Genomic DNA, 26,448 nt, shown 5'->3' on the forward strand with positions numbered 1-26,448 from the left:
TGAGTTCTCAAGAACCGGACGCACCCGCACCACCACCCCACCAGGAGCAGCAGCAACAGGGACAACTTTCCCACCGTAACCCGCGACCACACCACACGACAACCAAACACCGCGTGACCTGAACCACAGACCCGGACCACCAGAACCAGCACCCAGAAGAAGCCCTCAGACCCTCCCGCTGCCCCGTCCCGGCGACATCGAGAACATTACGGGGCCGGGTGGACGGAAGACAAATCCGCGGTGTCGGGCGGGCGACATGGGCTGCGGCGCAACGGATGTGACGCGCCGATGTCAGCCGCTCACGAAACCACGTCCGCCCGGTGGGACCCACCCGCCCCCGGTTCACCCCTACCGGGTGCCCCGTAGACGGCAGGATGAGGACCGTGAGCGAAGCGACCGCCGGCAGCGCCGACCCGTCCGGGGACCACCCCTCGATCGAGCACGCCCGCCTCGCGGAGTCGCCGGGGGCCGAGGGTCCCTGGCGCATGTGGGGTCCCTACCTGTCCGGCCGGCAGTGGGGCACGGTCCGCGAGGACTACTCCGCCACGGGCGACGCGTGGTCGGCCTTCCCGTTCGACCAAGCCCGGTCCCGGGCCTACCGCTGGGGCGAGGACGGACTGGGTGGCATCTGCGACCGCTTCGGCTTCCTCAACCTGTCGGTCGCCCTGTGGAACCGCAAGGACCCGATCCTCAAGGAACGGCTCTTCGGGCTGACCAACGGGGAGGGCAACCACGGCGAGGACGCCAAGGAGTACTGGTGGACCGTCGACGGGACGCCCACCCACAGCTGGATGCGCTGGCTGTACCGCTACCCCCAGGCGGAGTTCCCCTACGAGCGGCTCCGGACGGAGAACGCCCGTCGCGGCCGCGACGAGCGCGAGTTCGAGCTGGGTGACACCGGCGTCCTGGACGAGAACCGGTTCTTCGACGTCGAGGTCCGCTACGCCAAGGCCTCCCCCGACGACCTCTGCATGGTGGTGCGGGCCACCAACCACGGACCCGACGCGGCGCCGCTGGACCTCGTCCCCCAGATCTGGTTCCGCAACACCTGGGCCTGGGGGGTCGACCGTCGGCGCGGGACGATGGACCAGGTCCTGCCCCCGACCCTCACCGTCGGCGGGCTCGAGGCCGTCGAGTGCAACCACGCCCATCTGGGGCGCTACTACGTCAGCGCCGAGGGCAGCCCCGAGGTGCTGTTCTGCGAGAACGAGACCAACGCCGTCGAGCTGTTCGGGGCCCGCCGCAACGACACCCCCTACACCAAGGACGGCATCGACCGTCGGATCGTCCGGGGCGACCTCAAGGCGGTCAACCCCGGCCTGCAGGGCACCAAGGCGGCGTTCTGGTACTCCTTCGACGAGGTCCTGCCCGGTCAGACCGTCGAGGTCCGGCTGCGGCTGTCCCACGCGGCACCGAACCTCACGACCTTCGGCCCCGGGTACGACGCCGTCCTGCGCGACCGGCAGGCGGAGGCCGACGAGTTCTACGACAACGTCATCCATGCCGACCTGACCCCCGCCGACCGGCACGTCGCCCGACGCGCCTACGCGGGGCTGCTGTGGACGAAGCAGCTCTACCGCTACGACGTCCGGCAATGGCTCGAGGGCGACCCCGGGGTCGAGCCGGCACCGGAGTCGCGCACGCGCCGCGGCGCGCGCAACGTGGGGTGGCGCCACCTCGCGCTGGCCGACGTCATCTCGATGCCCGACGAGTGGGAGTACCCCTGGTTCGCGGCGTGGGACCTGGCCTTCCACACCATCCCGCTGGCGCACGTCGACCCCGAGTTCGCCAAGGAGCAGCTCGTCCTGATGTGCCGCGAGTGGTCGATGCACCCCAACGGCCAGCTCCCGGCCTACGAGTGGGCGTTCGGCGACGTCAACCCGCCCGTGCACGCGTGGGCGGCCTGGCACGTCTACCGCCTCGACGGGTACCGGGACCAGGGTTTCCTGGTCCGGGTCTTCACGAAGCTGCTGCTCAACTTCTCGTGGTGGGTCAACCGCAAGGACGCGAGCGGGTCGAACCTCTTCGAGGGCGGCTTCCTCGGCATGGACAACATCGGGCTGTTCGACCGGTCGGCCCCCCTGCCGCCCGGGTACCGGCTCGAGCAGTCCGACGCCACCAGCTGGATGGCCTTCTACTGCCAGCAGATGTTCAAGATCGCCCTCGAGCTCTCGCGGCACGACCCCGCCTGGGAGGACGCCGCCACCAAGTTCCTCGAGCACTTCCTCTCGATCGCGCAGGCGATGACCACCTTCGGTTCGCGCGACGTCTCCCTGTGGGACGAGGAGGACGGTTTCTTCTACGACGTCCTGCTGCATCCCGACGGGACCGCCGAACCGATGCGCGTGCCCTCGATGGTGGGACTGCTGCCCATCCTCGGGGCCACCGACGTGCCGAGCTGGATCTCCGAGGAGTGCCCCGACCTCACCAGCCGGCTGCGCTGGCTGCAGCGCCGACGTCCTGACCTCATGGGGCCGTTGCTGACCCGGTCCACGCCGGAGGGCCGCAGCCTGCTGCTCTCGCTGCTGGACAAGCCCCGGCTGGTCCGGATCCTGGAGCGGATGTTCGACTCCGAGCAGTTCCTCTCCCCCTACGGCATCCGCTCGCTGTCGGCGGCGGTCAAGGAGACGATCACGACCTCCGTCTCGGGTCAGAGCTCCTCGATCACCTACGAGCCCGGGGAGTCCCGCACCGGGTTGTTCGGGGGCAACTCGAACTGGCGCGGACCCATCTGGTTCCCGGTGAACGTGCTGCTGGCCGACAAGCTGCGCACCTACGGCCGCTTCTTCGGCGACTCCCTCACCATCGAGGTGCCCAAGGGGTCCGGGAAGCGGATCAACCTGGTCCAGGCTGCCGACCTGGTCGACAACTCCCTGGTCGACCTGTTCCGTCCGGTCGAGGGGTCCCGGCCCGCGGACGGGCAACGGATCGAGGCGACCCGCGACCCCCTCTGGCAGGAGCACCCCTCGTTCCCGGAGTACTTCGACGGGGACACCGGGGAGGGGCTGGGTGCGAACCACCAGACGGGGTGGACCGCGCTCGTGGCGCACCTGCTGCACCCGCGGCTGCCGGGACGTCCGCCCGGGCGCTGACCTCAGCCGGCGGCGCCGAGGAGCACCCCGCGGACCAGGGCGACCAGCGCGCCGGTCAGCGCCAGCCCCACGGTGAGCCGGTAGGCCGCGCGGGCCGGGACCCGTCCGGCGAGGCGGTCGCCCAGCACCGACCCGGCCAGCAGCGCCGCGAGCGCCACCGGCCACACGGCGACCTCGACCCGGGGCAGGCCCTTGACCAGCAGCGACGTGAGGTTGATGACCAGCAGGTAGGCCTGCATGGTGGCGACGAAGGTCGCCGGGGGCCACCGGCGCGACAGGCACCAGGCGGCGGCGATCGGCCCGCCGACCCCGGCGGCGACGTTGAGCAGTCCACCCGCCGCGCCGGCCCCGGCGCCCCATCCCGGAGCGTCGGCGGCCACCCGGGCCCCGCCGCGGGTCAGCACGACCACGACCACCGCGACCAGGCTGAGGAGCCCGACCGCCACGAGCATCGGGGCGTCGGGGACGTCGGCGATCAGGACGGCCCCCAGCGGCACCACCAGCACGGCGGGGACGGCCAGCAGCAGCAACTGCCGCACGTCCAGACCGCCGCGGGTGCTTCGCAGGGCGAGCAGGCAGGAACCGGCCGACAGCGCGTTCCCGAGCGAGACCCCGTCGTGCGGGCCGGCGAGCAGGACGAGGAACGGCGAGGCGATGAGGGCGAAGCCCAACCCGGTGGCGCGCTGGGTGGCCGCCCCGACGAGGACCGCCAGGGCGACCAGGACGAGCGTCGTCACCAGATCCGGACGCGCTCCTGCGGGTCCATCCAGAGCGCGTCGCCGGGCTGCACGTCGTAGGCGGCGTGGAACTCGTCGAGGTTGCGCACGACGGCGTTGCAGCGGAACTCCGGCGGCGAGTGCGGGTCCACCGCCAGGCGCCGGGCGACCTCCTCGGGACGGACCTTGCCGCACCAGACCCGGGCCCACCCGTTGAACAGGCGCTGCGGGCCGGTGAGCCCGTCCACCACCGGGGCCTCGGCCCCGCCCAGGGAGATCAGGTAGGCCTTGTGGGCGATGGTCAGACCGCCCAGGTCCCCGATGTTCTCCCCCACGGTCAGCGAGCCGTTGACGTGCTGCCCGGGGGTCTCCGGCGGTTCCAGCGCGTCGTACTGCGCGACCAGGGCCTCGGTGCGCTTGCCGAACTCGGCCCGGTCCGCGTCGGTCCACCAGTCGACGAGGTTCCCGCGCCCGTCGTACTTGGAACCCTGGTCGTCGAACCCGTGGCCGATCTCGTGACCGATGACGGCCCCGATCCCGCCGTAGTTCTCGGCGTCGTCGGCGTCGGGGGAGAAGAACGGCGGTCGCAGGATGGCAGCGGGGAAGACGATCTCGTTGAGCCCGGGGTTGTAGTAGGCGTTCACCGTCTGCGGGCTCATGAACCACTCGCCGCGGTCGACGGGCCCGCCGAGCTTGGCCAGTTCCCGGTCCACCTCGAAGGAGAACGCGCGACGCACGTTGCCCACCAGGTCGTCCCGGTCGATCTCGAGGGCGGTGTAGTCGCGCCACTCGTCGGGGTGGCCGATCTTGGGCGTGAACTGCGACAGCTTGAGCAGGGCGCGGTCCTTGGTCTCCCGCGTCATCCAGTCCAGGGCCTCGATGTCGACCCGGTAGGCCTCGACGAGGTTGGCGACGAGCTCCTCCATGCGGGACTTGGCGACCGGCGGGAAGTGCTCCTCCACGTAGAGCCGGCCGAGCGCCTCGCCCAGGTTGCTCTCGACCAGACCGATGCCCCGCTTCCAGCGCTGCCGCAGCTCGGGCGCCCCGGTGAGCGTCGTGCCGTAGAAGGCGAAGTTCTCGGCCACGAAGGGGCTGCTGAGCAGGGCCGCCCCCTGGTGCAGGACCCGCCAGGCCAGCCACTCCCGCCAGACCTCGACGGGGGTCGCCGTGAGGACCTCGGCCAGCCCCTCGAGGTAGCTGGGCTGCCGGACCACCACCTCGGCGAAGGCGTCCGCGGGGATGCGGGCCGCGGCCAACCAGGCCGGCACGTCGACCCCGGGCAGCAGGGCGGCGAACTGCTCGCCCGTGACCTTGTTGTAGGTCAGGTTCGCGTCCCGGTTGCGGACCCGGTCCCAGTGGTGGGCCGCGAGCGCCGTCTCCAGGTCCAGGACGCGACCGGCCGCGCCGGCCGGGTCCGGGCGCCCCGCCAGGGTGAAGATGTTCTCGACGTGGCGCCGGTAGGCCGCACGGATCCCCTCGTACTGCTCCTCGCGGTAGTAGGACTCGTCGGGCAGGCCCAGCCCCGACTGGGTCACGTAGACGACGTAACGCTCGGAGTCGCCGTTGTCGGTGTCCACCCAGTACGCGAACGGCCCCCCGACCCCCGAGCGTTCCAGGGCGCCGAACCGGCGCACGAGCTCGGCGTGGTCGGTCACCGCGTCCACCGCGGCGAGGTCGGCGGCGAGCGGGGACACCCCGAGGGCCTCCACCCGCTCCTCGTCCATGAACGAGGCGTAGAGGTCGCCGATCTTGCGGCGGACCGACCCGGGTTCGGCGTCGGAGGCGGCCGCGGACTCGACGATGGCCCGGCACTGCGCCTCCGACTCGTCGCGCAGCCGGATGAAGGCGCCGTCGACGGCCCGGTCGGCCGGGATCTCGGTGCTGTCCAGCCACCGTCCGTTGACGTGGCGGAAGAGGTCGTCCTGGGGTCGCACCGAGCCGTCCAGGTCCGTCGCGGCGAAGGGCGGCGTCTCGGTGGTCATGCCCGCAAGCCTAGGGCGGCCCCCTCGCGTCGAGCCCGCCGGGACACCAGGGCGAAGAGGAACGTCGAGAGGGCCACCGCGCCGAGCGACACCCCGGCCATGGCGACCGCGTCGCCCCCCAGCGCCCCGGTCAGGACGCCGACGACGCCGCCGACGCCGGACTGCAGGGCGGTGACCAGCGCCGCGGCCGACCCGGCCCGCTCGCCGTAGGGCGCGAGCGCCAGCGTGGCGGCGTTCGGCATGACCAGACCACCCGTGGCGAGGAGCAGCCAGAGCGCGACCACGAGCCCGGTCAGGCCGCCGGCGCCCGTGAGGGCCACGACCAGCAGGCCGACGGCGAAGACGACGCCCAGGACGAGCCCCGCCCGCAGCAGGACCATCGAGTCGAGGCGACCGACCAGGGCGGCGTTGACCTGGGTGCCCCCGACGAGCGCGATCCCGTTCACCGCGAAGAGGACGGCGAACTCGGTGTGGCTGAGTCCGTAGCCGACCTGCAGCACGAACGGCGAGACGGCCACGTAGCTCATCACCACGGCCATGGCCAGGCCCGGCATCACGGCGAAGGACAGGAAGCGGCGGTCGCGCAGCAGGACCCCGAACCCGGCGAACGTGCTCAGCAGCCCCCGGGCGCCCGCGGTCGTGGGACGCACCGTGACCGGCCGGGTCTCGGGCAGCGCGCGCCAGACGACCACGGCCAGCAGCAGACCGGCGACCCCGATGCTCGCGAGGACCGTGCGCCAGCCCCACACCTGCGCCAGGGCCCCGCCGATGGTGGGGGCGAAGAGCGGTGCGACCCCGATCACCAGGACGAGGCGGGACATCAGGCGGGCCGCGGTCGGTCCGGTGAACAGGTCACGGACGACGGCCATGCCGATGACGCCGCCCGCGGAGGCGCCCACCCCGGAGAGGATGCGCGCGGCGGCGAGGGCCTCGATGGTCGGGGCCAGCACGCAGGCCACGCTGATCAGCACGAAGAAGCCGAGGCAGACGAGGGCGGGGCGGCGGCGCCCGAACCGGTCCGACATGGGCCCGACCACGAGCTGCCCGACGGCCGAGCCGATGAGCACGCCGGTGATGGTCAGCTGGGCGGCGGCGGGCGTCGTCCCCAGGTCGCTCGCCACCTGGGGCAGCGAGGGCAGGTAGAGGTCCACCGAGATCGGTCCGAGCGTCGCCATGGCGCCGAGCAGGACGATCAGGCCCACGACCCGGGCCCGGGAGAGCGCCAACCGGTCCGCGACCGACCCGACCGGCTCCCCGGTGACGCTCTCGGCCTCGGGGGCGGGACGCGGGGCCGGGGGGCGGGCGGCGTCGATCCGGGACTGCGCCGGGACGACGTCGCGGGGCGGGCAGGACTCGGGCGAGGAGGGACGCTGGGGCGAGGTCATTCTGTCCTTGACGGGAGGGGCGGTGGCACCTCGGCGCATTCGGAGGACCCGGAGCCGCGGGGCACGGTCCGGGGGGCGCTCGGGGTGGGGCGACGGCGGATCGCCGTGCGTCGTACCCCAGGGTAACTATCTTCGGGCCTCCCTGTCCTGCCCGTCCGTGGCCGACGACCGGCCGGGGCCGGCACAGCCGTCGTCCAGGAACCCCCCGGGCGGGGTGCAGCGCGCTCGCGTAGCGTCGGGACCTCGACGAGCGGAGGGACGAGGGACGATGGGTGTCACGCTGGCCAAGGGCGGCAACGTGTCGTTGACGAAGGTCGCGCCCGAGCTGCGGCAGGCGTCGGTGGGACTCGGCTGGGACGTCCGGACGACGACCGGGGTCGACTTCGACCTCGACGCCAGCGCGCTGCTCGTCGGTCCGCAGGGAAAGGTCCTCTCCGACGCCCACTTCGTCTTCTACAACAACCTCACCTCCCCCGACGGGTCGGTGACCCACACCGGGGACAACCGCACCGGCGAGGGCGAGGGCGACGACGAGGTCATCGACGTCGACCTCACCCTGGTCCCGACCTCGTGCGACAAGATCGTCTTCGCGGTCTCGATCTACGACGCCGAGAGCCGGCGGCAGAGCTTCGGGCAGGTGCAGGGCGCGTTCATCCGGCTCGTGGACAAGGCCGACGGTCGCGAGGTCGTCCGCTACGACCTGTCCGAGGACGCCTCGACCGAGACGGCGATGGTGTTCGGCGAGGTCTACCGCTACAACGGCGAGTGGAAGTTCCGGGCGGTGGGCCAGGGGTACGCCAGCGGGTTGCTGGGCATCGCGCGGGACTTCGGCGTCGACGTCTCCTGAGCCGGACCTGAGCGGGGTCTTGTCGGCGGCCCGACCGGGGCGGGCTCAGTTCCCGCCGCCCCCACCGTCGCAACCGCCCCCGCCGCCGTCGAACCCCCCGCCGCCCCAGCCGCCGCCGGAGGTGTCGCACCAGTCGGAGCCGGAGCCGGACCCCTGTTCGCCGCCACCGGCCCAGAAGGAGTCCGAGGTCCGGGCCCTGGAGCGGGGTCGCGGGGCGGGGCTGCCCATGCGGATGACGAAGCCGATGAGGGCGAAGAACCCGAGCAGGACGAGCAGCGTGCCCATGACGACCTCCGGGGGCCGGGGACCCGACGGGTCCCTGTCGTCGGAGGGTGCCACCCGTGATCGCCGGCGTCCAGAGGTGCGGTGCCGGAGCGGCCTGCAGGGTGGCGTGAGCAGGCGGCTCAGCCGGGCCGTTCCCAGGTGACGACGCGGAAGCGGATTCCGGTCCGCGAGGTCGTCCAGCCCTCCGCGGGCTCGACGTCGAGCCGGGACCACCCCGGCCCGAGGTCCGGGGCGAGGGTGTCGCCCTCGACGTCGAGGTCGACCTCGGTGACCACGGCCCGGTCGGCCAGCGGCAGGGCGTCGCGGTAGACCGCGCCCCCGCCGATCACCCAGACGTCCTCGGCCAGGGCGAGCGCCGTCCGCAGGTCGGCGGCGACCTCGGCACCGGGCGCGGACCAGCCCGGGGTCCGGGTGAGGACGACGTTGCGCCGGTCCGGCAGCGGCCGGTAGGAGTCGGGCAGGGACTCCCAGGTGGCCCGGCCCATCACGACGACGTGGCCGCGGGTGCGTGCCGTGAACTGGTGCAGGTCCTCGGGGATGCGCCACGGCAGCCCCCCGTCGCGGCCGATGACCCGGTCGCGGGACTGCGCCCAGATCAGCGAGACGGTCACACCGCCACCGGGGCCGCGATCGTCGGGTGGTGGCGGTAGTCGTGGACGCCGAAGTCCTCGTACTCGTGCTCGAACAGGGAGGGGCGCGGCGCGACGGTCAGCGTCGGGAACGGGTAGGGGTCGCGGGTCAGCTGCTCGCGCACCTGCTCCACGTGGTTCTCGTAGACGTGGCAGTCACCGCCGGTCCAGACGAACTCACCCGGGGTCAGTCCCACCTGCTGGGCGACCATCGTCGTCAGCAGCGCGTAGGAGGCGATGTTGAACGGCACGCCCAGGAACAGGTCGGCCGAGCGCTGGTAGAGCTGGCAGGAGAGGCGGCCGTCGGCCACGTAGAACTGGAACAGCGCGTGGCAGGGGGCGAGGGCCATCTTGTCGAGCTCGGCGACGTTCCAGGCCGAGACGATCATGCGGCGGGAGTCCGGGTCGCGGCGCAGGGTGTCGAGGACGGCCGTGACCTGGTCGACGTGGCGACCGTCCGGCGTCGGCCAGGACCGCCACTGCACGCCGTAGACGGGGCCGAGGTCGCCGTCGGGGGCGGCCCACTCGTCCCAGATGCGCACCTTGCGCTCCTGCAGCCAGCGGGCGTTGCCCTCCCCGCGCAGGAACCACAGCAGCTCCAGGGCGAGGGAGCGGAAGTGGACGCGCTTGGTGGTGACCAGCGGGAAGCCCTCCGCCAGGTCGTAGCGGAGCTGGTGGCCGAACAGGCTGCGGGTCCCCGTACCGGTGCGGTCGGACTTGCGGGCCCCCGTCTCGAGGACGCGGCGCAGCAGGGTCTCGTACTGGGTGTCGATCACGTTCGTGGGCCCTTCCCCTGGTCTGCGCCGACCCTACCCGCGGGCCGGAATCTCTATATCGCAGCCTCGTGCTCAGGTGAGCAAGGCCCCTGACACCGCCTCCGGGGCCGGTTACCGTGGCCGCAGACCGCACGGCACACCTGTCCAGAACGCCTGTGCCGGGGCGGTGCAGCCCCCGCGCAGCGATCGAAGGAGATCCCGAGCATGACGCGCATCTACGGCGACCCGTCCTCGTTCGTCCCCGACGCCCTGGCCGGCTTCGTCGACCTGTACTCCCACTACGTGCAGCCGGTGCCGCACGGCGTCGTGCGCTCGACCGCGACGCCGGAGGGCAAGGTCGCGGTGGTCGTCGGCGGCGGGTCCGGGCACTACCCGGCGTTCGCGGGCTACGTCGGCCCGGGGCTGGCCGACGGCGCCGTGTGCGGCGACGTGTTCGCCTCCCCCTCGACGCGCTGGGTCTACGACGTGGCGCGCGCGGCCGACCACGGCGGCGGGGTGATCCTCGGCTTCGGCAACTACGCCGGGGACATCCTCAACTTCGGTCTGGCCGCCCAGCGCCTGCGCTCGGAGGGCATCCGCGCCGAGCTGCTCGTCGTCACCGACGACGTCGCCAGCGAGGGGCAGGGCGCGCAGGGGAACCGGCGCGGCATCGCCGGTGACGTCGTCGCCTTCAAGATCGCCTCCGCGGCGGCCGAGGCGGGCTACGACTTCGACGAGACGCTGCGCGTCGCCCGGTTCTCCAACGACCGCACGCGCTCCATGGGCATCGCCTTCGCCGGCTGCACGCTGCCCGGCGAGAAGGAGCCGCTGTTCACCGTCACGTCCGGGCACATGGGCGTCGGGCTCGGCATCCACGGCGAACCCGGCATCTCCGAGGAGCCCATCGGCAGTCCCGACGAGATCGCGGACCTCCTCGTCGACCGGGTCCTGGGCGGCCGCCCGGAGGACGCTCCCGAGGGCGGGAAGATCACCGTGCTGGTGAACGGGCTGGGCTCGACCAAGTACGAGGAGCTCTTCCTCCTGTACGCCCCCATCGCGAAGCGGCTGCGCGAGAAGGGGTACGAGATCGTCGCCCCGCAGGTCGGCGAACTGGTCACCTCCCTCGACATGGCCGGCGCCTCGCTCACCGTCACCTGGCTCGACGAGGAGCTGGAGACCCTGTGGACCGCCCCCGCGCAGTCGCCCGCGTTCTCCACCGGGACGACGATCCAGACCTCCCCCGCGCCCACCTACGTGGTGCCCGAGGAGGAGCGCGCCGACTACACCGGGACGCCCGCCGCGGCCGCCGAGGTCGGGGCCGCGGTGGCCGGCCACCTCGAGGCGGTGCGGGACGCGCTGGCCGCGGCCGAGGACGAGCTGGGCCGGATCGACGCCGTCGCCGGGGACGGGGACCACGGGGTCGGGATGACCCGAGGGTCGACCGCCGCCGCCCAGGAGGCGCGCTCGGCCGCCGACGCGGGCGCGGGCGCCGGCTCGACCCTGGCCGCCGGTGCCGACGGGTGGGCCGACCGGGCGGGTGGGACCTCCGGGGTCATCTGGGGGGTGTTCCTGCGGGCCTTCGCGGCCGCCCTCGGCGACGAGGGGCGGCCCGAGGCCGGCGCGGTCGCGCAGGGCGTCGCCGACGGGATCGCCGCCGTGCAGGACCTCGGTGGGGCCCGGGTCGGGGACAAGACGCTGCTCGACGCGCTGGTCCCCTTCGGCGACCGGTTGACCGAGCGGGTCGAGGCCGGCGACGACCTCCGGACCGCGTGGGCGTCGGCCGCCGAGGCGGCGACCGAGGCCGCCGAGGCGACCAAGGACCTGCGCCCGCAGATCGGGCGGGCCCGCCCCCTGGCCGAGCGTTCGCTCGGCCACCCCGACGCCGGTGCCGTCTCGCTGGCCCTGGTGGCCCGCACCGTCGCCGAGCGGCTCTGAGCGGTCCCGCACGAACGATCAGGAAGCATCCGGGCGCGGCGGACGCTGCACCCGGGGACGGCAACGACGAGGAGTGGTGATGAGCGAGACCCCGCAGTGGCGTGTCGTGGTGGGTGCCGACGACGCCGGAGTGCAGTACAAGGACGTCATCAAGGCCGACCTGCTCAAGGACCCGCGGGTCGTGGAGGTCGTCGACGTCGGGGTGAACGGTGACGAGGACACCGCCTACCCGCACGTCGCCGTGGCCGGGGCGCGCAAGGTCGCCGCGGGCGAGGCCGACCGGGCCCTGTTCATCTGCGGCACGGGGCTCGGCGTGGCCATCGCGGCCAACAAGGTCCCCGGGATCCGGGCCGTGACCGCCCACGACAGCTTCTCGGTCGAGCGGGCCGTGCTGTCCAACGACGCCCAGGTGCTCTGCATGGGCCAGCGCGTCGTGGGCATCGAGCTGGCCCGCCGCCTGGCCAAGGAATGGCTCGGCTACACCTTCGACCCGAGCAGCCACTCCAAGGCCAAGGTCGACGCGATCTCCTCCTACGAGAACCTCGACGGTTCCGAGGCGGAGACCGTCGCCGCCTGCTGAGGTCCTCAACAGGGTCGAACCGATCCCCGTCCCGGTCTCCCGGGGCGGGGATCAGTTCGTGGGGGCGCCCACCTGGTCCGGCGCGGGACGCCCGTCGTGCCCCAGCAGCCGGGTGATCGCCCAGAGGACCAGACCGAGCCCGAGGAGCACCCCGGCGATCTCGTACTGCTCCGGGTCGCGGCCCGAGGAGAACGGCAGCACGAGCCAGGCGCAGGTCACGACGCCCACGACCGGGATCACCCGCCCCGCCCGGAAGTGGTGGTGCCCCACGCGGTCCCGGCGCAGGACCAGCACGCAGGCGTTGACCACGCAGAACACGGTGAGCAGCAGCAGCGACGTGGTCCCCCCGAGGATCGAGACCACCGGCGAACCCGGGTCCAGCGACACGTAGGTGATGAGGGCGAAGGAGATGCCGGTCGTCACGACGATCGCGACCCACGGGGTCTGCCGACGCGGGTGGACCCGGGCCAGGGCGGGCGGCAGCACCCGCTGCCGGGCCATCCCGTACAGCAGTCGGCTGGCCATGAGCATGTTGATGAGGGCCGAGTTCGCGACGGCGAACATCGAGATGAACGGCAGCAGGTCCGAGATGGGGAAGTCCGGGGCCGCGGTCTGGACCACGGTCGCCAGCGGCGTCTCGCTCTCGGCCAGGACCCCGACCGGGACCACCGCGACCGCGCAGACGGAGACGAGCACGTAGATGACCGCGGTGATGCCGAGACCGGTCAGCATGATGCGCGGGAAGATGCGGCTGGGATCCTTCGTCTCCTCGGCCATGTTCACCGAGTCCTCGAAACCCACCATGGCGAAGAACGCCAACGACGTCGCGGTGCTGACGGCCAGCAGTGCGGACTTGTCGTCCGGGGACTCGAAGACGACCACGCGGGAGAGGTCGGCGTTGCCGCCGGCGATGGCGTAGAAACCGATGAGGATGACCAGCAGCAGACCGGAGAGCTCGACGAGGGTCAGGACGACGTTCACCCGCACGCTCTCGGAGACCCCGCGCACGTTGACGGCCATCACCAGGGACATGAAACCCAGGGCGATGAGCAGGACCACCCCGTTGGAGACCTCGAGCCCGAAACCCAGGGCGAGGTTGGCGGCGAAGGCGCGCGAGGCGGCGGACGCCGAGGTGATGCCGGAGCACATCACGATGAAGCAGATGAGGAACGTCACGACGTGGACGCCGAACGCCTTGTGCGCGTAGAGCGCGGCCCCGGCGGCCTGGGGGTACTTGGTGACCAGTTCCAGGTAGGAGAACGCCGTGAGGGTCGCGACCGCGAAGGCGACCAGGAACGGGATCCAGGCGGCCCCCCCGACCTCACCCGCGACCTGACCGGTGAGGGCGTAGACCCCCGTGCCGAGGATGTCCCCGACGATGAAGAGCAGGAGGAGCCTGGGCCCGATGGCCCGTTTGAGCTCCGGTGCGTCCTTGACGTTCTCGTCGGTCGCGCTCGACGTCGCACCCATGACCGGCTCCTCGGGTAGCGGGAACTACGGAGGAGGAGATCGTCGCGCAACCGGGGCTGCCGGTCCACCCTTCTCGAGACGGGCAGCCACCGGTGGGCAGGACCTCAGGAACGGGCGCGAGCGCGACCGCCGAGCTTGAGGTACAGGAACAGCACGATGATCGCGCCGATGATGGAACCGATCCAGCTCGACGGCTGCACGAAGTCGTTGCCCGAGTTGAAGATCAGTTTGCCGAGGAAACCACCGACGAAGGAGCCGACGACCCCGACGAGGATGGTGCCGAGGATGCCGATGTTCTGCTTGCCGGGCATGACGAGGCGGGCGATGGCGCCGGCCACCAGACCGATGATGATGAGCCCCACGATGGTGCCGAGCACGATTACCTCCAGGTGAGACGCGGTGCGGGTGCCGACCGACAGGTCGACGTCACCGAAGGTAGGACCGGGAACGGCTCCCAGCATTCCCAAACGGGGTTCGGAACGGAAGAGTGATCGATACGTGACGCAGGGTCGGGAGAATGCGGCGGATGAACGGTGAACTCGTGGTCGTCGGCGCCGGGCAGGCCGGGGTGGACCTGGTCGACGGCCTCCGGACCGGCGGGTGGGCTGGGGGTCTGACCCTGCTCGGCGAGGAGGGCCACGCCCCCTACGAGCGGCCGCCGTTGTCCAAGACGCACCTGCACGACCCGGCCACGGTCCCCTCACCGCTGCGCGCGGCGGAGTTCTGGGACGAGCAGGACGTGCGGCACCGGCCGGGGACGGTGGCGGTGGGGATCGACCGGGCCGGCCGGCGCCTGCGGCTGGCCGACGGCACCGAGGTCGGCTGGGACGTCCTCGTCCTCGCCACGGGGGCCCGGCACCGCCGGCTCGACGTGCCGGGCGCGGACCTTCCCGGGGTGGCGCAGCTGCGCACCCTCGACGACGCCGTGCAGGTCGCCCGGGCGCTGGACACCGCCCCCCGGGTCGTCGTGGTCGGCGGCGGGATCCTCGGGGTGGAGCTCGCCGCCAACGCCCGGGCCCGCGGGGCCGACGTGACCCTGCTGGCCCGCGGGCCCCGCCTGCTGGCCCGCACCGCCTCCGCCCCGGTGGCCCAGACCCTCCGCGAGCGCCACACGGCGGCGGGGGTCCGGGTCGAGACGGGCACCGGGGTGGTGCGGATCGAGGCGCGCGACGGCCGGGTGGGCGCGGTCCTCGACTCCCGCGGGCGGACCCACCCCGCCGAGCTGGTGCTGGTCGCGGTCGGGGCCGAACCGCGCGTGGACCTCGCCCGGGACGCCGGGATCGAGACCGACGACGGGATCCTCGTCGACGCGACGCTGCGGACGTCGGCGCCGGAGGTGTACGCGATCGGGGACTGCGCCCGACCGCGGGACGGCGCCCGGAGGGAGACCGTCCAGAGCGCCACCGCACAGGCCCGGCACCTCGCCGCGGGCCTGCTCGGCACCGTGGACGGAGGACGCGCACCCGACGACGTCCCGTGGTTCGCCAGCGACCAGGGAGGGGTGCGGCTGCAGAGCGCCGGCACCCCTCCCACCGACCCCGTCCCGGCGGGGACCACGCAGGTCCGCCGCGGACCGGGCGACGGGCCGCACTCGGTGTTCTCCTGGGTGGGGTCCACCCTGGTCGCGGTCGAGTCGGTCGACGCCGGGCGCGACCACGCCACCGCGCGACGGTTGCTGGCCGCGGGGGTGGCCGTGGACCCGGCCGTGGCGGCCGACCCCGCGGTCGACCTGCGGGGCCTGCTGCGTCGGGGGTGACCCGCTCCCGAGGTCCTCAGACGGGGCGGAGGACCAGCAGGACCGCCAGGGTCGCCATGACCACCGCGACGCCCGCGTCGAGCAGCCGCCAGGCGGCGGGCCGGGCGAAGAACGGGCGCAGCCAGCGGGCCCCGACCCCCAGCAGGGTGAACCAGGTGATGCTGCCGAGGGCGGCCCCCAGGGCGAACCACCACCGGTCGCCACCGTGGCTGCCGGCCACCGATCCGAGCAGCAGGACGGTGTCCAGGTAGACGTGGGGGTTCAGCCAGCTGAGCGCGAGCACGGCGGTCAGGACCCGGGCCGCGGGGACGCGCGCCCCCTCCGTGCCCGCGCGCAGGGCACCCGGGTGCAGGGCGCGGCGGGCGGCCAGCACGGCGTAGCCGGCCAGGAAGGCGGCTCCGGCCCACCGCACCACGTCGACGACGACGGGCGCCCGTTCGAGCACGACCCCGACCCCGGCCGTGCCGGCGAAGATGAGCGTGACGTCGGTCGCGGCGCAGACCGCGACGACCAGTCCGACGTGCTCCCCGCGCAGACCCTGGCGCAGGACGAAGGCGTTCTGCGCCCCGATCGCGACGATGAGGGACAGACCCAGGCCGAGCCCGGCGAGAACGGTGAGGAGGACGGTCACGCGTCCGACGCTAGGGCGGGCGGAACCATCAGTGAATCTGTTCCTGCTTACGCAGCATTAGCATCGCTGTTCATGGCGCTCGACGACGACCTCGATCTCGGACAGCTGGCCGCGCTCGACGCGGTCGTGACCGAGGGCACCTTCGACGGGGCGGCGCGACGGTTGCACGTCACACCCTCGGCCATCTCGCAACGGATCCGGGCCCTGGAGGTCGCCACCGGACGGGTCCTGCTGGTGCGCTCGAAACCGGTGCACCTCACCGAGTCCGGTGAACCCGTCCTGCGGCTGGCCCGCCAGATCGGGCTGCTGACCGCCGAGGCCCGTCGCGAGCTCACCGGTTCCGTGGGCGGGCCCGACGACGGGACCGAACCGGTCGAGGGTCCGGTGCGGCTGCCCATCGCCGTGAACGCCGACTCGATGGCGACGTGGTTCCTGCCGGCCCTCGCCCCGTTGGCGGGCGAGTTCAGTTTCGAACTGCACCGGGTGGACCAGGAGCGGACCGGTGACCTGCTGCGCGGCGGCCGGGTCATGGCCGCGGTGACGACGCGTTCCACCGCCCTGCCCGGGTGCAGCAGCACCCGCCTCGGCACGATGCGCTACCGACCCGTCGCGTCCCGGGCCTTCGTCCGTCGGTGGTTGCCGGACGGCGCGACGACGGCCGCGCTGCGGCGGGCCCCGGTCGTGGTCTACGACAACGACGACGACCTCCAGCACGCCTGGTTGCGCACCCGGGCCGGGCGCGACCTGCACCCCCCGGTCCACCACGTCCCCTCGGCCGACGACTTCGCGACCGCGGTCCGGCTGGGCTTCGGCTGGGGGATGCTGCCCGACCAGCTCCGCCGGGCGGCCCTGGTCCCCCTGGTCCCGGACGACGAGGCGGACGCCGACGCCGGGCGGGTGGGCGACGTCGTCCTGCACTGGCAGCAGTGGCGTCTGCGCTCGGCCGCGCTGGACCGGGTGAGCGCCGCGGTGGTCGCGGCGGCCGCGGCCGCGCTCGACTGACGCCCCGCCCGGCGCCCCTCAGTCCTGACGGTGGCGGGCGCGGTGGCGCACGTGCCGGGCGTGCTCGGGATCGCCCGGGCCCGCGCCGGCGGGGGCCGTCGCGAGGTCGCGTTCCAGCGAGGCGCCCTCGACGTCCACGTCGGGCAGGATCCGGGTCAGCGGGGCGGGCAACCACCACGCGGCCCGACCCAGCAGGTGCATCACGGCCGGGATCAGCAGCAACCGGACCACGAACGCGTCGACCAGGACGCCGAAGGCCAGGCCGAAACCCACCGACCGGATGATGACCGAGTCCGAGGCGATGAAGCCCGCGAACACCGAGACCATGATGATCGCCGCGGCGACGACCACCCGGCGTCCGGCCCGCAGACCGGCCGTGACCGCGGCGCGGGCCGGGGCCCCGTGGGCGTAGGCCTCGCGCATGCCCGAGACCAGGAACAGCTGGTAGTCCATCGCGAGCCCGAACAGGATCCCGATCACGATGGTGGGCAGGAAGCTCAGCACCGGACCCGGGGTGCTGATGCCGAACACCGCCCCGAGCCAGCCCCACTGGAACACCGCGGTGATGGCCCCGAACGTCGCGAACAGCGACAGCACGAACCCGAGGGTCGCCGTGAGCGGGACCAGGACGGAGCGGAACACCAGGACCAGGATGAGCACCGAGAGCCCCACCACCAGCGCCAGGTACCCCGGAAGGGCGTCGGCGAGCTGCTCGGAGACGTCGATGTTGCCGCTGGCGCTGCCGGCGACGCCGACGGTGGCCGTCCCGGTCGGGGTCGCGAGCGGGGTGAGGTCGCGCAGGTCGCGGACGAGCTGCTCGGTCGACTCGCTGGTGGGCCCGCCCCGCGGCAGGACCTGGAAGGCCAGCAGCCGCCCGTCGGTCGAGACGCCGACGGGGGCCACGGCGACGACGTCGGGCACGGCCGCCAGCCGCTCCACGACCCCGGCCTGCTCGGGCAGCCGCTCGGCCTCGCCGAGCGGACGCCCGACCTCGGCGACCACCAGCAGGGGCCCGTTGGCGCCCGCCCCGAAGGCGCGCGCGGTGAGCTCGAAGGCCTGGTACTGCGTGGTGTCCGTGGCCTCGGCCGACCCGTCGGGCAGCCCCAGGCGCATGGAGAGCGCCGGGACCGCGATCGTCGCCAGCACCGCCACGCCGACGACCAGGGTCAGCACCGCCCGGGCGGTGCGCATGGGCGCCGGGGTCGGGACGGGTTCGGCCCGCAGCTCCGGCTCGGGACCGCTGCGCTCCTCGCGCCGTCCCTTCTCGTGACGGTTCAGGACCCGGACCCCGAGCAGGGCCAGCACGGCCGGCGTGAAGGTCACGGCCATGACGACGGCGACCAGCACGCAGAACGCGCCGACGGTGCCCATCAGGCCGAGGAACCCGATCCCGGTCACGTTGAGCGCGGACAGGGCGATGACCACGGTCAGCCCGGCGAAGACGACGGCGTTGCCCGACGTCCCGGTGGCCAGGGCGATCGAGTCCGGCAGGGGCATGCCGTCGGTGAGCTGCCGACGGTGCCGGTTGATGATGAACAGCGAGTAGTCGATGCCGACGGCCAGACCGAGCATGACCCCCAGGACCGGGGTGATCGAGAGCATGTCCACCACACCGGACAGCGACAGCGCCACGGTCACGCCGACGCCCACCCCGACGAGGGCCGAGGCGAGCGGCACGACCGCGCCGACCAGGGTGCGCAGGACGACCACCAGCGTGACCGCGGCCACGAGCAGCCCGAGCGCCTCGCCCGGGCCGAAGACCTCCGGCGTGGTCTGCACGAGCTCGTTCGACAGCTCCACCTCGACCCCGGCGACGGTCGCGCCCTGCAGCTCCTCGGCCACGGCCTCCTTGACCTCGACCGGGACCTCCTGGACGGGTTCGTCGAACTGGACCACGCCGAGCGCGGTACGGCCGTCGGTGGAGACCTGGCGGACCCCTTCGGCCGCCCGCAGCAGGGTCTGCCCGGCGTCGAGGGGGGCGGCCTGGGCCTGCAGCTCGGCCCGGCCGGCGTCGAGGCGGGTCTGCTGCTCCTGCAGCGCGGCGAGCTGGGCCTGCACGGCCGCCGTCTGCTGCGCCGCGGCGGGAAGGGCCTCGAGCTGCTCCCGACCCGCGTCGAGCTGCTGCTGCCCGGCCTCGAGCTGGGCCCGGGCGGCGTCGACCTGTTCCTGGCCGGCCGCGAGCTGCGCGGCCTGCTGGTCCCGCTGCGCGGTCGTCGCGAAGGGGTCGACCGTGCCGCGGACGCCGTCCAGCGCGCCCACCCGGGCGAGCAGGGCGGTGATCTCCGCCCGCTGCGCGTCGGTCAGGGCCCCCTCGGTGGCGTGGAAGACGACCGTGCCGCTGCCCCCGCTGGCGTCGGGGAACTCCGCGGCCAGCTGGTCGGCGACGCGGGCGGTCGGGGTCCCGGGGATCGAGACCTGCGAGGACAGCGTGCCCCCGAGGGTGAGGAATCCGGTGACCCCCAGGGCGAGCAGCAGCAGCCAGGTGAGCACGACCGCGCGCGGGCGCCCGGCGCAGGCCCGGCCGAGCCGGTGGAGGAGGCGGGCCATGTCAGAGACCTTCCGGGGAGAGCGGGGCGGGGCTGAAGCCGTGGCGCAGGGTGCGGAACAGGTGGTCGAGCAGGTCCTCCCAGCGGCGGCGGCCCGCGGGGTCCAGGGAGCCGCCCGTCTCCTCCAACCAGACCCGGGCCACGACGGTCAGTCCGGACAGGACGCTGCCGGTGACCAGGGCCGCGTCCAGCGCGGAGAGGTCGGGGTGGCGGTGGCGCACCTGCTCGGTCATCGGACCGGCCAGGTGGGCCATCGCCTGCTGCTGCAACCGCAGCTCGTGCTCGCTGCTGCCCGGCCCCTCGAGCATCCGGGCGATGCGGCTGACGACCCGCGGGAGGTCGGTGCCCCGCAGGGAGGTCTCGAGGTCGTCCAGCGGTCCGCGCTGCGCGCCCCCGGTCGGGCTCCGGTCGACGGCGTCGGCCACCGAGCTGATGGCGCTGTTCAGCTCGTCCTCCAGGCAGGCCAGCACCACGTCCTCCAGCGAGGCGAAGTGGTTGAAGATCGTGCGGCGCGCGACGTCGGCGCGGGCGGCCAGCACGTCGGCGGACAGCGCCGGGACCCCGCCCTCGGTGAGGACGGCGGTGGCGGCGGCCAGGATCGCGGCCCGGTGCCGCGCCTTGACCGCGGCGTACCGGTCGGGGGTGATCGTCACGGCCCCAGGATTGCACCAAGTGCAACGTGATGCCCACCCGGGGTGCGCCCCACGGGTGACCCGCGCACCCGACGAGCCCGCGAGCCGGTGATCGTGGGAGCATCACGGCGCATGAAGGGTCCTCGGTCCGTCCGACGGCAGCAGAGCCGTCGCCTCCGGGTCAGCGCGCTCGCCGCGATGGCCAACCCGTCCTCGCAACGGATCGACGTGTGGCACCTGCTGGACGACGCCACCAACCAGCTCGACGCCGTCTCCCGCGCCGGGCTGGACACGGGCCGGGAGACCGACCGCGTGCAGCACCTGCTCGACCGGCTGGCCTCCTACGAACGGTTCTGGCTCTACCCGGGCATCGAGACGCTGCAGGCCATGCAGCAGATGCTGGCCGAGGGCGACACGTCGCGGCTGTCGGCCCGCTCCTCGGTCGCCGCCCGGCTGCTCTCGGCCTACGGCGACCGGGCCGCGCTGTTCGACGACACGCAGCCGCTGGAGGAGCAGGAGCTCGTCGCCCGGGCCAACCACCAGCAGTACTTCACCGTCCTGCTCGCCGACGACTCGCCCACCACGGTCCCCGGCGGCCTGGAGGGGGCCCTGCGCGGGTTGCGACGGGACTTCGACGACGTCGTCTACGAGATCCTGGTGGTGACCAGCGTCGAGGACGCGATCACCGCCATGGCCCTCAACGGCGAGATCCAGGCCGCGATCGTCCGCCACGACCTGCCCCTGCGCTCCAGCGCACGGCTGCCGTTGATGACGCGCCTGCTCGGGGTCGAGAACATCGCGGTCGCGACCGACCGGACCTACGACTGGATCGAGTGCGGGCAGTGGATCCGCGAACTGCGCCCGCACGTCGACCTGTACCTGCTGACCGACGAGTCCGTGGCCGCCGGGGGCGAGCAGGACCCCGACGTCTACGACCGCACGTTCTACCGGCTCAACGACGCGACCGACCTGCACTCCACCGTGCTGGCCGGCTACCGCGACCGCTGGACGACCCCGTTCTTCGACGCGCTGCGGAACTACGCGGCCTCCCCCATCGGGCAGTTCCACGCCCTTCCGGTGGCCCGGGGGGCGAGCATCTTCAACTCCCGCACCCTGCAGGACATGGGGGAGTTCTACGGTCGCAACATCTTCATGGCCGAGACGTCCTCGACGTCGGGCGGCCTGGACTCGCTGCTGGACCCGCAGGGGGCCCTCAAGGCGGCCATGGACAAGGCCGCGCGGACCTGGAACTCCCACCACACGTACTTCGTGACCAACGGGACCTCGACGGCCAACAAGATCGTCCTGCAGTCGCTCACGCGCCCGGGCGACATCGTCCTCATCGACCGCAACTGCCACAAGTCCCACCACTACGGTCTGGTGCTGGCCGGGGCCAACCCCGTCTACCTCGACGCCTACCCGCTGCCGGAGTACGCCATTTACGGCGGGGTCTCCCTGGCCACCATCAAGTCCACGCTGCTGCGGCTTGAGGCCGAGGGCCGGCTCGACTCGGTCCGGATGCTGCTGCTGACCAACTGCACCTTCGACGGGGTGGTCTACAACCCGCGTCAGGTCATGGAGGAGGTGCTGGCGATCAAGCCGGACATCGTCTTCCTCTGGGACGAGGCCTGGTTCGCCTACGCCGCAGCGGTTCCGTGGGTCCGGCAGCGCAGCGCCACGGCCGCGGCCGAGGAGCTGGAGCAGAAACTCGCCTCGCCGGCCTACCGGCGGGAGTACGACCGCTGGCGCCGCCGGATGGAGGACGTCCCCCGGGAGGACTGGGCCCACCACCGGTTGCTGCCGGACCCGGACCGATCCGTCGTCCGGGTCTACGCGACCCACTCCACCCACAAGTCGCTCTCGGCGTTGCGCCAGGCGTCGATGATCCACGTGCGGGACGCGGAGTTCGAGCGGAGCACCCGCGACGCGTTCGCCGAGGCGTTCCTCACCCACACCTCGACCTCGCCCAACCAGCAACTCATGGCGTCTCTCGACCTCGCGCGCCGCCAGGTCGACATCGAGGGTTTCGAGATGGTCCGCTCGGCCTACAAGATGGCGCTGGCGTTCCGCCAGCGCGTGCGGACCGACCGGCTCATCGGCCGCTGGTTCGGCATCCTGGACGAGTCCGACCTGGTCCCGGAGCAGTTCCGGATCGCGGGCGACCTGCGCGGTGACTCGGAGTCCGGGCGGCCCGACATCGGCACCAACGCCACCGCGCGCTGGACGATGGCGTGGCGCGAGAACGAGTTCGTCATGGACCCGACCCGCGTGACCCTGTTCATCGGACGGACCGGGATGAACGGGTTCGAGTTCCGCGAGAAGGTCCTGATGGAGCAGTTCGGGATCCAGATCAACAAGACCTCGGTGAACAGCGTCCTGCTCATCTTCACCATCGGGGTGACCTGGTCCAGCGTGCACTTCCTGCTCGACGTCCTGCGCCGGGTGTCCGAGCAGCTCGACCGGCGCCTCAGCAGCGCCGGGCGGGCCGAGCGCCGTCTCCTGGAACGCCGCGCCGCGGCGGTCAGCGACGGGACGATGGTGCTGCCCGACTTCAGCGACTTCGACCCGGCGTTCCGCTCGACCCCGACGTCCCTCGACGGCGACATCCGGGCCGCCTTCTACGCCGGTTACGAGGAGGCCGACCGCGAGTACGTGACCCTGGCCGAGGCCCCCGACCTCATCGCCGCGGGGCGTCGGCTGGTCTCGACCACGTTCGTGGTCCCCTACCCGCCGGGGTTCCCCGTGCTCGTCCCCGGGCAGCGCGTCTCCGCCCGGATCGTGGAGTTCCTCTCCACGATCGACGTCCGCGAGATCCACGGGTACCGCGCCGAGCTGGGGTTGTCGGTCTTCACCGAGGAGTCACTGGCGGCGGTCGAGCACGCCCGCTCGTGACGGCTGCGGGATGACCGGGGCCGCCTCGGCGGCCTCCTCGTCGCGGTGCTCGGCGGGGTCGCGGACCCGCAGCGCGAGCAGCGCCACGTCGTCCTCGGTGTGCGCCGCCACGGCCGCCAGGACGTGGTCGCAGATCTCGTCCGGCCCGGCCGACCCCAGCCCCGAGCACGCCTCGACCAACCAGCGCAGCCCGTTGTCGATCGAGTCGCCCCGGCGCTCGACCAGACCGTCGGTGTAGAGCAGCACGGTGGCCCCGGGGGGCAGCAGGTGGACGTGGTCGGCCCGCGGGAGGTCAGCGTCCAGCCCGAGCAGCAGGTCGGGGGGCGTCCGCAGCAGCTCGGCGCCGCCCCCGGGCAGCACGACCAACGGCGGCGGGTGCCCGGCGTTGGACCAGCGCAGCCGCCAGCCGTGGTTCGGCAGCGGGTCCAGCGTCGCCAGCACGGCGGTCGCCAGCCCGCTCACCCCGAGGTCGCGCATGGCCCGGTCCAGCGCCGAGAGCGCCGTCGCGGGGGACACCTCCAGGCTGTACCCGATGCCGCGCAGGAGGTTGCGCACCTGACCCATCGCGGCGGCGGCCTCCTGGTCGTGGCCGGTGACGTCGCCGATGACGAAACAGGTGGTGCCGGCGGCGCTCAGGAAGGCGTCGTGCCAGTCGCCACCGACCTGCGCGTGCTGGGCGGCGGGCAGGTAGCGGACCGCGGTCTGCACGTGGTCGGGGTGCGGGGCCGCGGTCAGCAGGCTGCGCTGCAGGGTCTCGGACAGGGAACGGACGGCCTCGGCGGCCCGCTGCTCCCGCCGTCGGGCCCGCAACCGTTCCAGGGCCTGACCGGCCGCCGCCGCGAGCGCCCGGACCAGGTCGGCGTCCTCGGGCGGGAAGGCGCACGGATCGTCCCAGACCAGGATCATCGCCCCCGAGGCCGCGGCCCCGGTTCCCAGCGGCACCGCGGCCAGACCGTGACCGGCCACGTCGGGCAGGAACACCGCGTCCCCGCGCAGCGCGGAGGCCATCGGCAGCACGGTCCGGTCGGCGAGGTGACCGCCCAGGTCGCCGAGCACCCGGGACGGGCCGGCGACGTCGTCCGGGTCGACCACCTCGAAGGCCACGTGCCGGGCCTGCAGCAGGACCCGGGCCTGCTCGGCGACGACCGCGTGGACCTCTTCCTCGTCCGGCACGTCGGGCAGGGTCTGCGCGACGTCCACGAGCGCCCGCAACCGGGCGGCGTGCCGCGCCTGGTTCTCGGCCCGCCGACGTTCGGCGTCGTGGGCGGCGACGACCGAGGCCGCGTCGCCGATGCTGGTGGCCACGAGCCGGATGAAGTCCAGGTAGGCCTCGTCGACCTCGAGCAGCTCGCTGAGCCGGACGGTCAGCGACCCCTGGCCGCTCGTCCCGCCCCCGCCCGGGATCGCGGTCCAGGCGTAGCGCTTCCCGCGCACCTCGGCCAGGTGCACGTTGCGGGCCTGCGGCGTGCGGTCCGGCGTCGGCAGGCGGCGGGGCAGCGGGTCGGTGGGGAGCCGGACCTCGACCTCGGGCAGGTCCTCGGGGGCCGAGGCCAGGATGGCCTCGGCCCGCTGCCGCAGGGCGGCCCCGGCGTCGAGGTCGGTGACGAGGTCGCCGAGGCGCGCCAGCAGCTCGAGGCGCCGACGGTCGAGCTGACGCCGGGTCGTCTCCTTGGCGATGTCCAGCACGCCCAGGATGCGCTGACCGTCCTCCGACCACAGCGGTGAGTAGGAGAAGGTGAAGAAACCCTCGTCGACGCCGCCTCGGCGGTGCAGGAGCAGCCGCATGTCCTCCAACCACAGGCTCTCGCCGCGGAACGTCCGCTCGAAGAGCGGATTGAGGTTGTCCCACTCCTCCGGGAAGACGTCGGCGACACGGCACCCCAGCGCACCGGGGTGCTTGTCGGCGATGAGCCCCGCGTAGGCCTCGTTGTAGAGCATGACCAGGTCCTGGCCCCAGCAGACCAGGTACGGGAACTTCGTCCCGAAGCCGGTCCGCAGAGCCCCGACCAGCTCCGTGGGCCAGGAGTCCGGCGGTCCCAGCGGGTGCGCTCCCCAGTCCACCGCCTCGTAGAGCGGGCGCAGCGCGCCCGCAGCTGCGAAGGGAGAGATCGTCGGCACCCACCCACGCTAGGCCCCGGGGGGGTCCGGCGCTCCGTGAACGCGTCGCGGTCGGGCCCCGGCCGGCGTCCCGCCGGGTGGGGGAGGGGAGCCCGGGCCCGTCGCGGGTGGGGACGGCAGACTGGGGACCGTGGAGATCGGCATCAGTTCCTTCGCGGAGACGACCCCGGACCCCCGGACCGGGGCGGTGCTGCCGCACCCGCAGCGGTTGCGCGAGGTCGTGGCCGAGATCGAGACCGCCGACCGGGTGGGCCTGGACGTCTACGGTCTCGGCGAGCACCACCGGGCCGACTACGCCTCCTCGGCCCCGGCCGTCGTCCTGGCGGCGGCGGCGAGCCGCACCACGCGGATCCGGCTGACCAGCGCCGTGACCGTGCTGTCCTCGGCCGACCCCGTCCGGGTGTTCCAGGACTTCGCGACCCTCGACGGGTTGTCGAACGGCCGCGCCGAGATCATCGCCGGGCGGGGCTCGTTCATCGAGTCGTTCCCGCTGTTCGGGCAGGACCTCGACGACTACGACGAGCTGTTCGCCGAGAACCTGGAGCTCCTGCTGGCGATCCGGGCCGGGGAACGGGTGACCTGGCGGGGCGGGCACCGCCCGGCGATCCACGACCTGGGCGTCTACCCCCGCCCGGTCCAGGATCCCCTGCCGGTCTGGATCGGGGTCGGTGGGAACCCGCAGTCGGTGGTGCGGGCGGGAACCTTGGGGCTGCCCCTGGCCATCGCCATCATCGGCGGGATGCCGGAGCAGTTCGGGCCGCTGGCCGACCTCTACCGACGGGCCGGGGCCGCCGCCGGGCACGACCCGGCCACGCTGCGGGTCGCGACCCACAGCCACGGTTTCGTGGCCCCGACCGAGGACGAGGCGGTGCGCACCGCTTTCGGGTCGATCCAGGTGGCGATGAACACGATCGGGCGCGAACGCGGCTGGCACCACTACTCACGGACGAGTTTCGAGGCCGCCCGTTCGCCGCGCGGGGCGCTGCTGGTCGGTGACCCGGAGCAGGTCGCGGCCAAGATCGTGCACCAGCACCGCCACCTCGGGATCGACCGGTTCATGCTGCACGTCTCGGTCGGCACGCTCCCGCACGCCGACGTGCTGCGGGCCGTGGAACTCCTCGGCACCGAGGTCGCGCCGCGGGTGCGCGCCGCGCTCGACCGCGGGTGACCCCCGGGACGCCGTCGCGTCCCGGGG

The 26,448-nt window shown here is 73.2% G+C and carries 20 protein-coding genes; 8 read left to right on the plus strand and 12 right to left on the minus strand.

Annotated elements, in window-relative coordinates; all coding sequences use genetic code 11:
- Positions 1-374: 374 nt before the first annotated feature.
- On the plus strand, positions 375-3,092 hold the full coding sequence (locus ACFFKU_RS01380) for an MGH1-like glycoside hydrolase domain-containing protein (RefSeq protein WP_380134798.1): 2,718 nt from the start codon (positions 375-377) through the stop codon (positions 3,090-3,092).
- A 2-nt stretch (positions 3,093-3,094) separates the two neighbouring features.
- Here ACFFKU_RS01380 and ACFFKU_RS01385 read toward each other — a convergent pair whose 3' ends face one another.
- The 3 genes from ACFFKU_RS01385 to ACFFKU_RS01395 are packed head-to-tail and all read right to left on the minus strand — an operon-like array spanning position 3,095 to position 7,175.
- Complete coding sequence (locus ACFFKU_RS01385) at positions 3,095-3,829, minus strand: TSUP family transporter (protein WP_380134801.1); 735 nt, start codon at positions 3,827-3,829, stop codon at positions 3,095-3,097.
- Complete coding sequence (locus tag ACFFKU_RS01390) at positions 3,826-5,790, minus strand: M13 family metallopeptidase (RefSeq protein WP_380134803.1); 1,965 nt, start codon at positions 5,788-5,790, stop codon at positions 3,826-3,828. The genes ACFFKU_RS01385 and ACFFKU_RS01390 overlap by 4 nt, the downstream gene beginning before the upstream one ends.
- Positions 5,787-7,175 carry a multidrug effflux MFS transporter gene (locus tag ACFFKU_RS01395; protein ID WP_380134805.1) on the minus strand — a complete coding sequence of 463 codons (1,389 nt, stop codon included), beginning with the start codon at positions 7,173-7,175 and terminating at the stop codon, positions 5,787-5,789. Before ACFFKU_RS01395 ends, ACFFKU_RS01390 begins: the two co-directional genes overlap by 4 nt.
- 268 nt (positions 7,176-7,443) lie before the next feature.
- On the opposite strand from ACFFKU_RS01395, the gene ACFFKU_RS01400 reads away from it, so the two are divergent.
- Entirely contained in the window at positions 7,444-8,022 is a 579-nt protein-coding gene (locus ACFFKU_RS01400) for a TerD family protein (RefSeq protein ID WP_380134807.1), read from the plus strand.
- 45 nt (positions 8,023-8,067) lie between these two features.
- Here ACFFKU_RS01400 and ACFFKU_RS01405 read toward each other — a convergent pair whose 3' ends face one another.
- The 3 genes from ACFFKU_RS01405 to ACFFKU_RS01415 all read right to left on the minus strand — a co-directional run bounded on the left by ACFFKU_RS01405 (position 8,068) and on the right by ACFFKU_RS01415 (position 9,709).
- A complete protein-coding gene (locus ACFFKU_RS01405) occupies positions 8,068-8,307 on the minus strand; it encodes a hypothetical protein (protein WP_380134809.1) in 240 nt (79 codons plus the stop codon).
- A 119-nt stretch (positions 8,308-8,426) separates the two neighbouring features.
- On the minus strand, positions 8,427-8,918 hold the full coding sequence (locus ACFFKU_RS01410; protein WP_380134810.1) for a dihydrofolate reductase: 492 nt from the start codon (positions 8,916-8,918) through the stop codon (positions 8,427-8,429).
- Positions 8,915-9,709, minus strand: a complete 795-nt coding sequence (locus ACFFKU_RS01415; protein ID WP_380136084.1) for a thymidylate synthase — start codon at positions 9,707-9,709, stop codon at positions 8,915-8,917. The genes ACFFKU_RS01410 and ACFFKU_RS01415 overlap by 4 nt, the downstream gene beginning before the upstream one ends.
- A gap of 207 nt (positions 9,710-9,916) precedes the next feature.
- On the opposite strand from ACFFKU_RS01415, the gene ACFFKU_RS01420 reads away from it, so the two are divergent.
- Together ACFFKU_RS01420 and ACFFKU_RS01425 are read left to right on the plus strand one after the other, a co-directional pair.
- Positions 9,917-11,626, plus strand: a complete 1,710-nt coding sequence (locus ACFFKU_RS01420; protein ID WP_380134811.1) for a dihydroxyacetone kinase family protein — start codon at positions 9,917-9,919, stop codon at positions 11,624-11,626.
- A gap of 79 nt (positions 11,627-11,705) precedes the next feature.
- Entirely contained in the window at positions 11,706-12,206 is a 501-nt protein-coding gene (locus ACFFKU_RS01425) for a ribose-5-phosphate isomerase (RefSeq protein ID WP_380134813.1), read from the plus strand.
- Between the two features lie 51 nt (positions 12,207-12,257).
- Here ACFFKU_RS01425 and ACFFKU_RS01430 read toward each other — a convergent pair whose 3' ends face one another.
- On the minus strand, positions 12,258-13,676 hold the full coding sequence (locus ACFFKU_RS01430) for an APC family permease (RefSeq protein WP_380134815.1): 1,419 nt from the start codon (positions 13,674-13,676) through the stop codon (positions 12,258-12,260).
- A gap of 104 nt (positions 13,677-13,780) precedes the next feature.
- Positions 13,781-14,053 carry a GlsB/YeaQ/YmgE family stress response membrane protein gene (locus ACFFKU_RS01435; protein WP_380134817.1) on the minus strand — a complete coding sequence of 91 codons (273 nt, stop codon included), beginning with the start codon at positions 14,051-14,053 and terminating at the stop codon, positions 13,781-13,783.
- A 149-nt stretch (positions 14,054-14,202) separates the two neighbouring features.
- Between ACFFKU_RS01435 and ACFFKU_RS01440 the strand changes: the two genes are divergently transcribed.
- Positions 14,203-15,432, plus strand: a complete 1,230-nt coding sequence (locus ACFFKU_RS01440; protein ID WP_380134820.1) for an NAD(P)/FAD-dependent oxidoreductase — start codon at positions 14,203-14,205, stop codon at positions 15,430-15,432.
- A gap of 16 nt (positions 15,433-15,448) precedes the next feature.
- On the opposite strand, the gene ACFFKU_RS01445 is transcribed toward ACFFKU_RS01440, so the two are convergent.
- Positions 15,449-16,063, minus strand: a complete 615-nt coding sequence (locus ACFFKU_RS01445; protein WP_380134821.1) for a LysE/ArgO family amino acid transporter — start codon at positions 16,061-16,063, stop codon at positions 15,449-15,451.
- Between the two features lie 72 nt (positions 16,064-16,135).
- Between ACFFKU_RS01445 and ACFFKU_RS01450 the strand changes: the two genes are divergently transcribed.
- Complete coding sequence (locus ACFFKU_RS01450) at positions 16,136-17,065, plus strand: LysR family transcriptional regulator ArgP (protein WP_380134823.1); 930 nt, start codon at positions 16,136-16,138, stop codon at positions 17,063-17,065.
- 18 nt (positions 17,066-17,083) lie between these two features.
- Here the strand turns inward: ACFFKU_RS01450 and ACFFKU_RS01455 are convergent, their stop codons facing one another.
- Both ACFFKU_RS01455 and ACFFKU_RS01460 read right to left on the minus strand, forming a co-directional pair.
- Positions 17,084-19,612 (minus strand): MMPL family transporter, encoded by a 2,529-nt coding sequence (locus ACFFKU_RS01455; protein WP_380134825.1) that lies wholly within the window; start codon positions 19,610-19,612, stop codon positions 17,084-17,086.
- Position 19,613: 1 nt separating this feature from the next.
- Positions 19,614-20,264 carry a TetR/AcrR family transcriptional regulator gene (locus ACFFKU_RS01460; protein WP_380134828.1) on the minus strand — a complete coding sequence of 217 codons (651 nt, stop codon included), beginning with the start codon at positions 20,262-20,264 and terminating at the stop codon, positions 19,614-19,616.
- A gap of 111 nt (positions 20,265-20,375) precedes the next feature.
- Between ACFFKU_RS01460 and ACFFKU_RS01465 the strand changes: the two genes are divergently transcribed.
- A complete protein-coding gene (locus ACFFKU_RS01465; protein WP_380134831.1) occupies positions 20,376-23,135 on the plus strand; it encodes an aminotransferase class I/II-fold pyridoxal phosphate-dependent enzyme in 2,760 nt (919 codons plus the stop codon).
- Here ACFFKU_RS01465 and ACFFKU_RS01470 read toward each other — a convergent pair.
- Entirely contained in the window at positions 23,103-25,253 is a 2,151-nt protein-coding gene (locus ACFFKU_RS01470) for a PP2C family protein-serine/threonine phosphatase (protein WP_380134834.1), read from the minus strand. The two genes, ACFFKU_RS01465 and ACFFKU_RS01470, sit on opposite strands and share 33 nt — an antisense overlap.
- 130 nt (positions 25,254-25,383) lie before the next feature.
- Between ACFFKU_RS01470 and ACFFKU_RS01475 the strand changes: the two genes are divergently transcribed.
- Positions 25,384-26,421: an LLM class flavin-dependent oxidoreductase gene (locus tag ACFFKU_RS01475; RefSeq protein ID WP_380134837.1), complete on the plus strand. Its 1,038-nt coding sequence runs from the start codon at positions 25,384-25,386 to the stop codon at positions 26,419-26,421.
- Positions 26,422-26,448 lie beyond the last annotated feature (27 nt).

The sequence above is a fragment of the Kineococcus gynurae genome (assembly GCF_042433995.1).
GTDB classification, from domain to species: Bacteria; Actinomycetota; Actinomycetes; order Actinomycetales; family Kineococcaceae; genus Kineococcus; species Kineococcus gynurae.

What these genes read in the sequence shown, in the direction of transcription:
- ACFFKU_RS01430 (WP_380134815.1), bottom strand. Translation starts at nt 13,676, where the DNA reads ATGGGTGCGACGTCGAGCGCGACCGACGAGAACGTCAAGGACGCACCG.
- ACFFKU_RS01425 (WP_380134813.1), top strand. Translation starts at nt 11,706, where the DNA reads ATGAGCGAGACCCCGCAGTGGCGTGTCGTGGTGGGTGCCGACGACGCC.
- ACFFKU_RS01380 (WP_380134798.1), top strand. Translation starts at nt 375, where the DNA reads ATGAGGACCGTGAGCGAAGCGACCGCCGGCAGCGCCGACCCGTCCGGG.
- ACFFKU_RS01395 (WP_380134805.1), bottom strand. Translation starts at nt 7,175, where the DNA reads ATGACCTCGCCCCAGCGTCCCTCCTCGCCCGAGTCCTGCCCGCCCCGC.
- ACFFKU_RS01450 (WP_380134823.1), top strand. Translation starts at nt 16,136, where the DNA reads ATGGCGCTCGACGACGACCTCGATCTCGGACAGCTGGCCGCGCTCGAC.
- ACFFKU_RS01455 (WP_380134825.1), bottom strand. Translation starts at nt 19,612, where the DNA reads ATGGCCCGCCTCCTCCACCGGCTCGGCCGGGCCTGCGCCGGGCGCCCG.
- ACFFKU_RS01420 (WP_380134811.1), top strand. Translation starts at nt 9,917, where the DNA reads ATGACGCGCATCTACGGCGACCCGTCCTCGTTCGTCCCCGACGCCCTG.
- ACFFKU_RS01405 (WP_380134809.1), bottom strand. Translation starts at nt 8,307, where the DNA reads ATGGGCACGCTGCTCGTCCTGCTCGGGTTCTTCGCCCTCATCGGCTTC.
- ACFFKU_RS01465 (WP_380134831.1), top strand. Translation starts at nt 20,376, where the DNA reads ATGAAGGGTCCTCGGTCCGTCCGACGGCAGCAGAGCCGTCGCCTCCGG.
- ACFFKU_RS01390 (WP_380134803.1), bottom strand. Translation starts at nt 5,790, where the DNA reads ATGACCACCGAGACGCCGCCCTTCGCCGCGACGGACCTGGACGGCTCG.
- ACFFKU_RS01400 (WP_380134807.1), top strand. Translation starts at nt 7,444, where the DNA reads ATGGGTGTCACGCTGGCCAAGGGCGGCAACGTGTCGTTGACGAAGGTC.
- ACFFKU_RS01440 (WP_380134820.1), top strand. Translation starts at nt 14,203, where the DNA reads ATGAACGGTGAACTCGTGGTCGTCGGCGCCGGGCAGGCCGGGGTGGAC.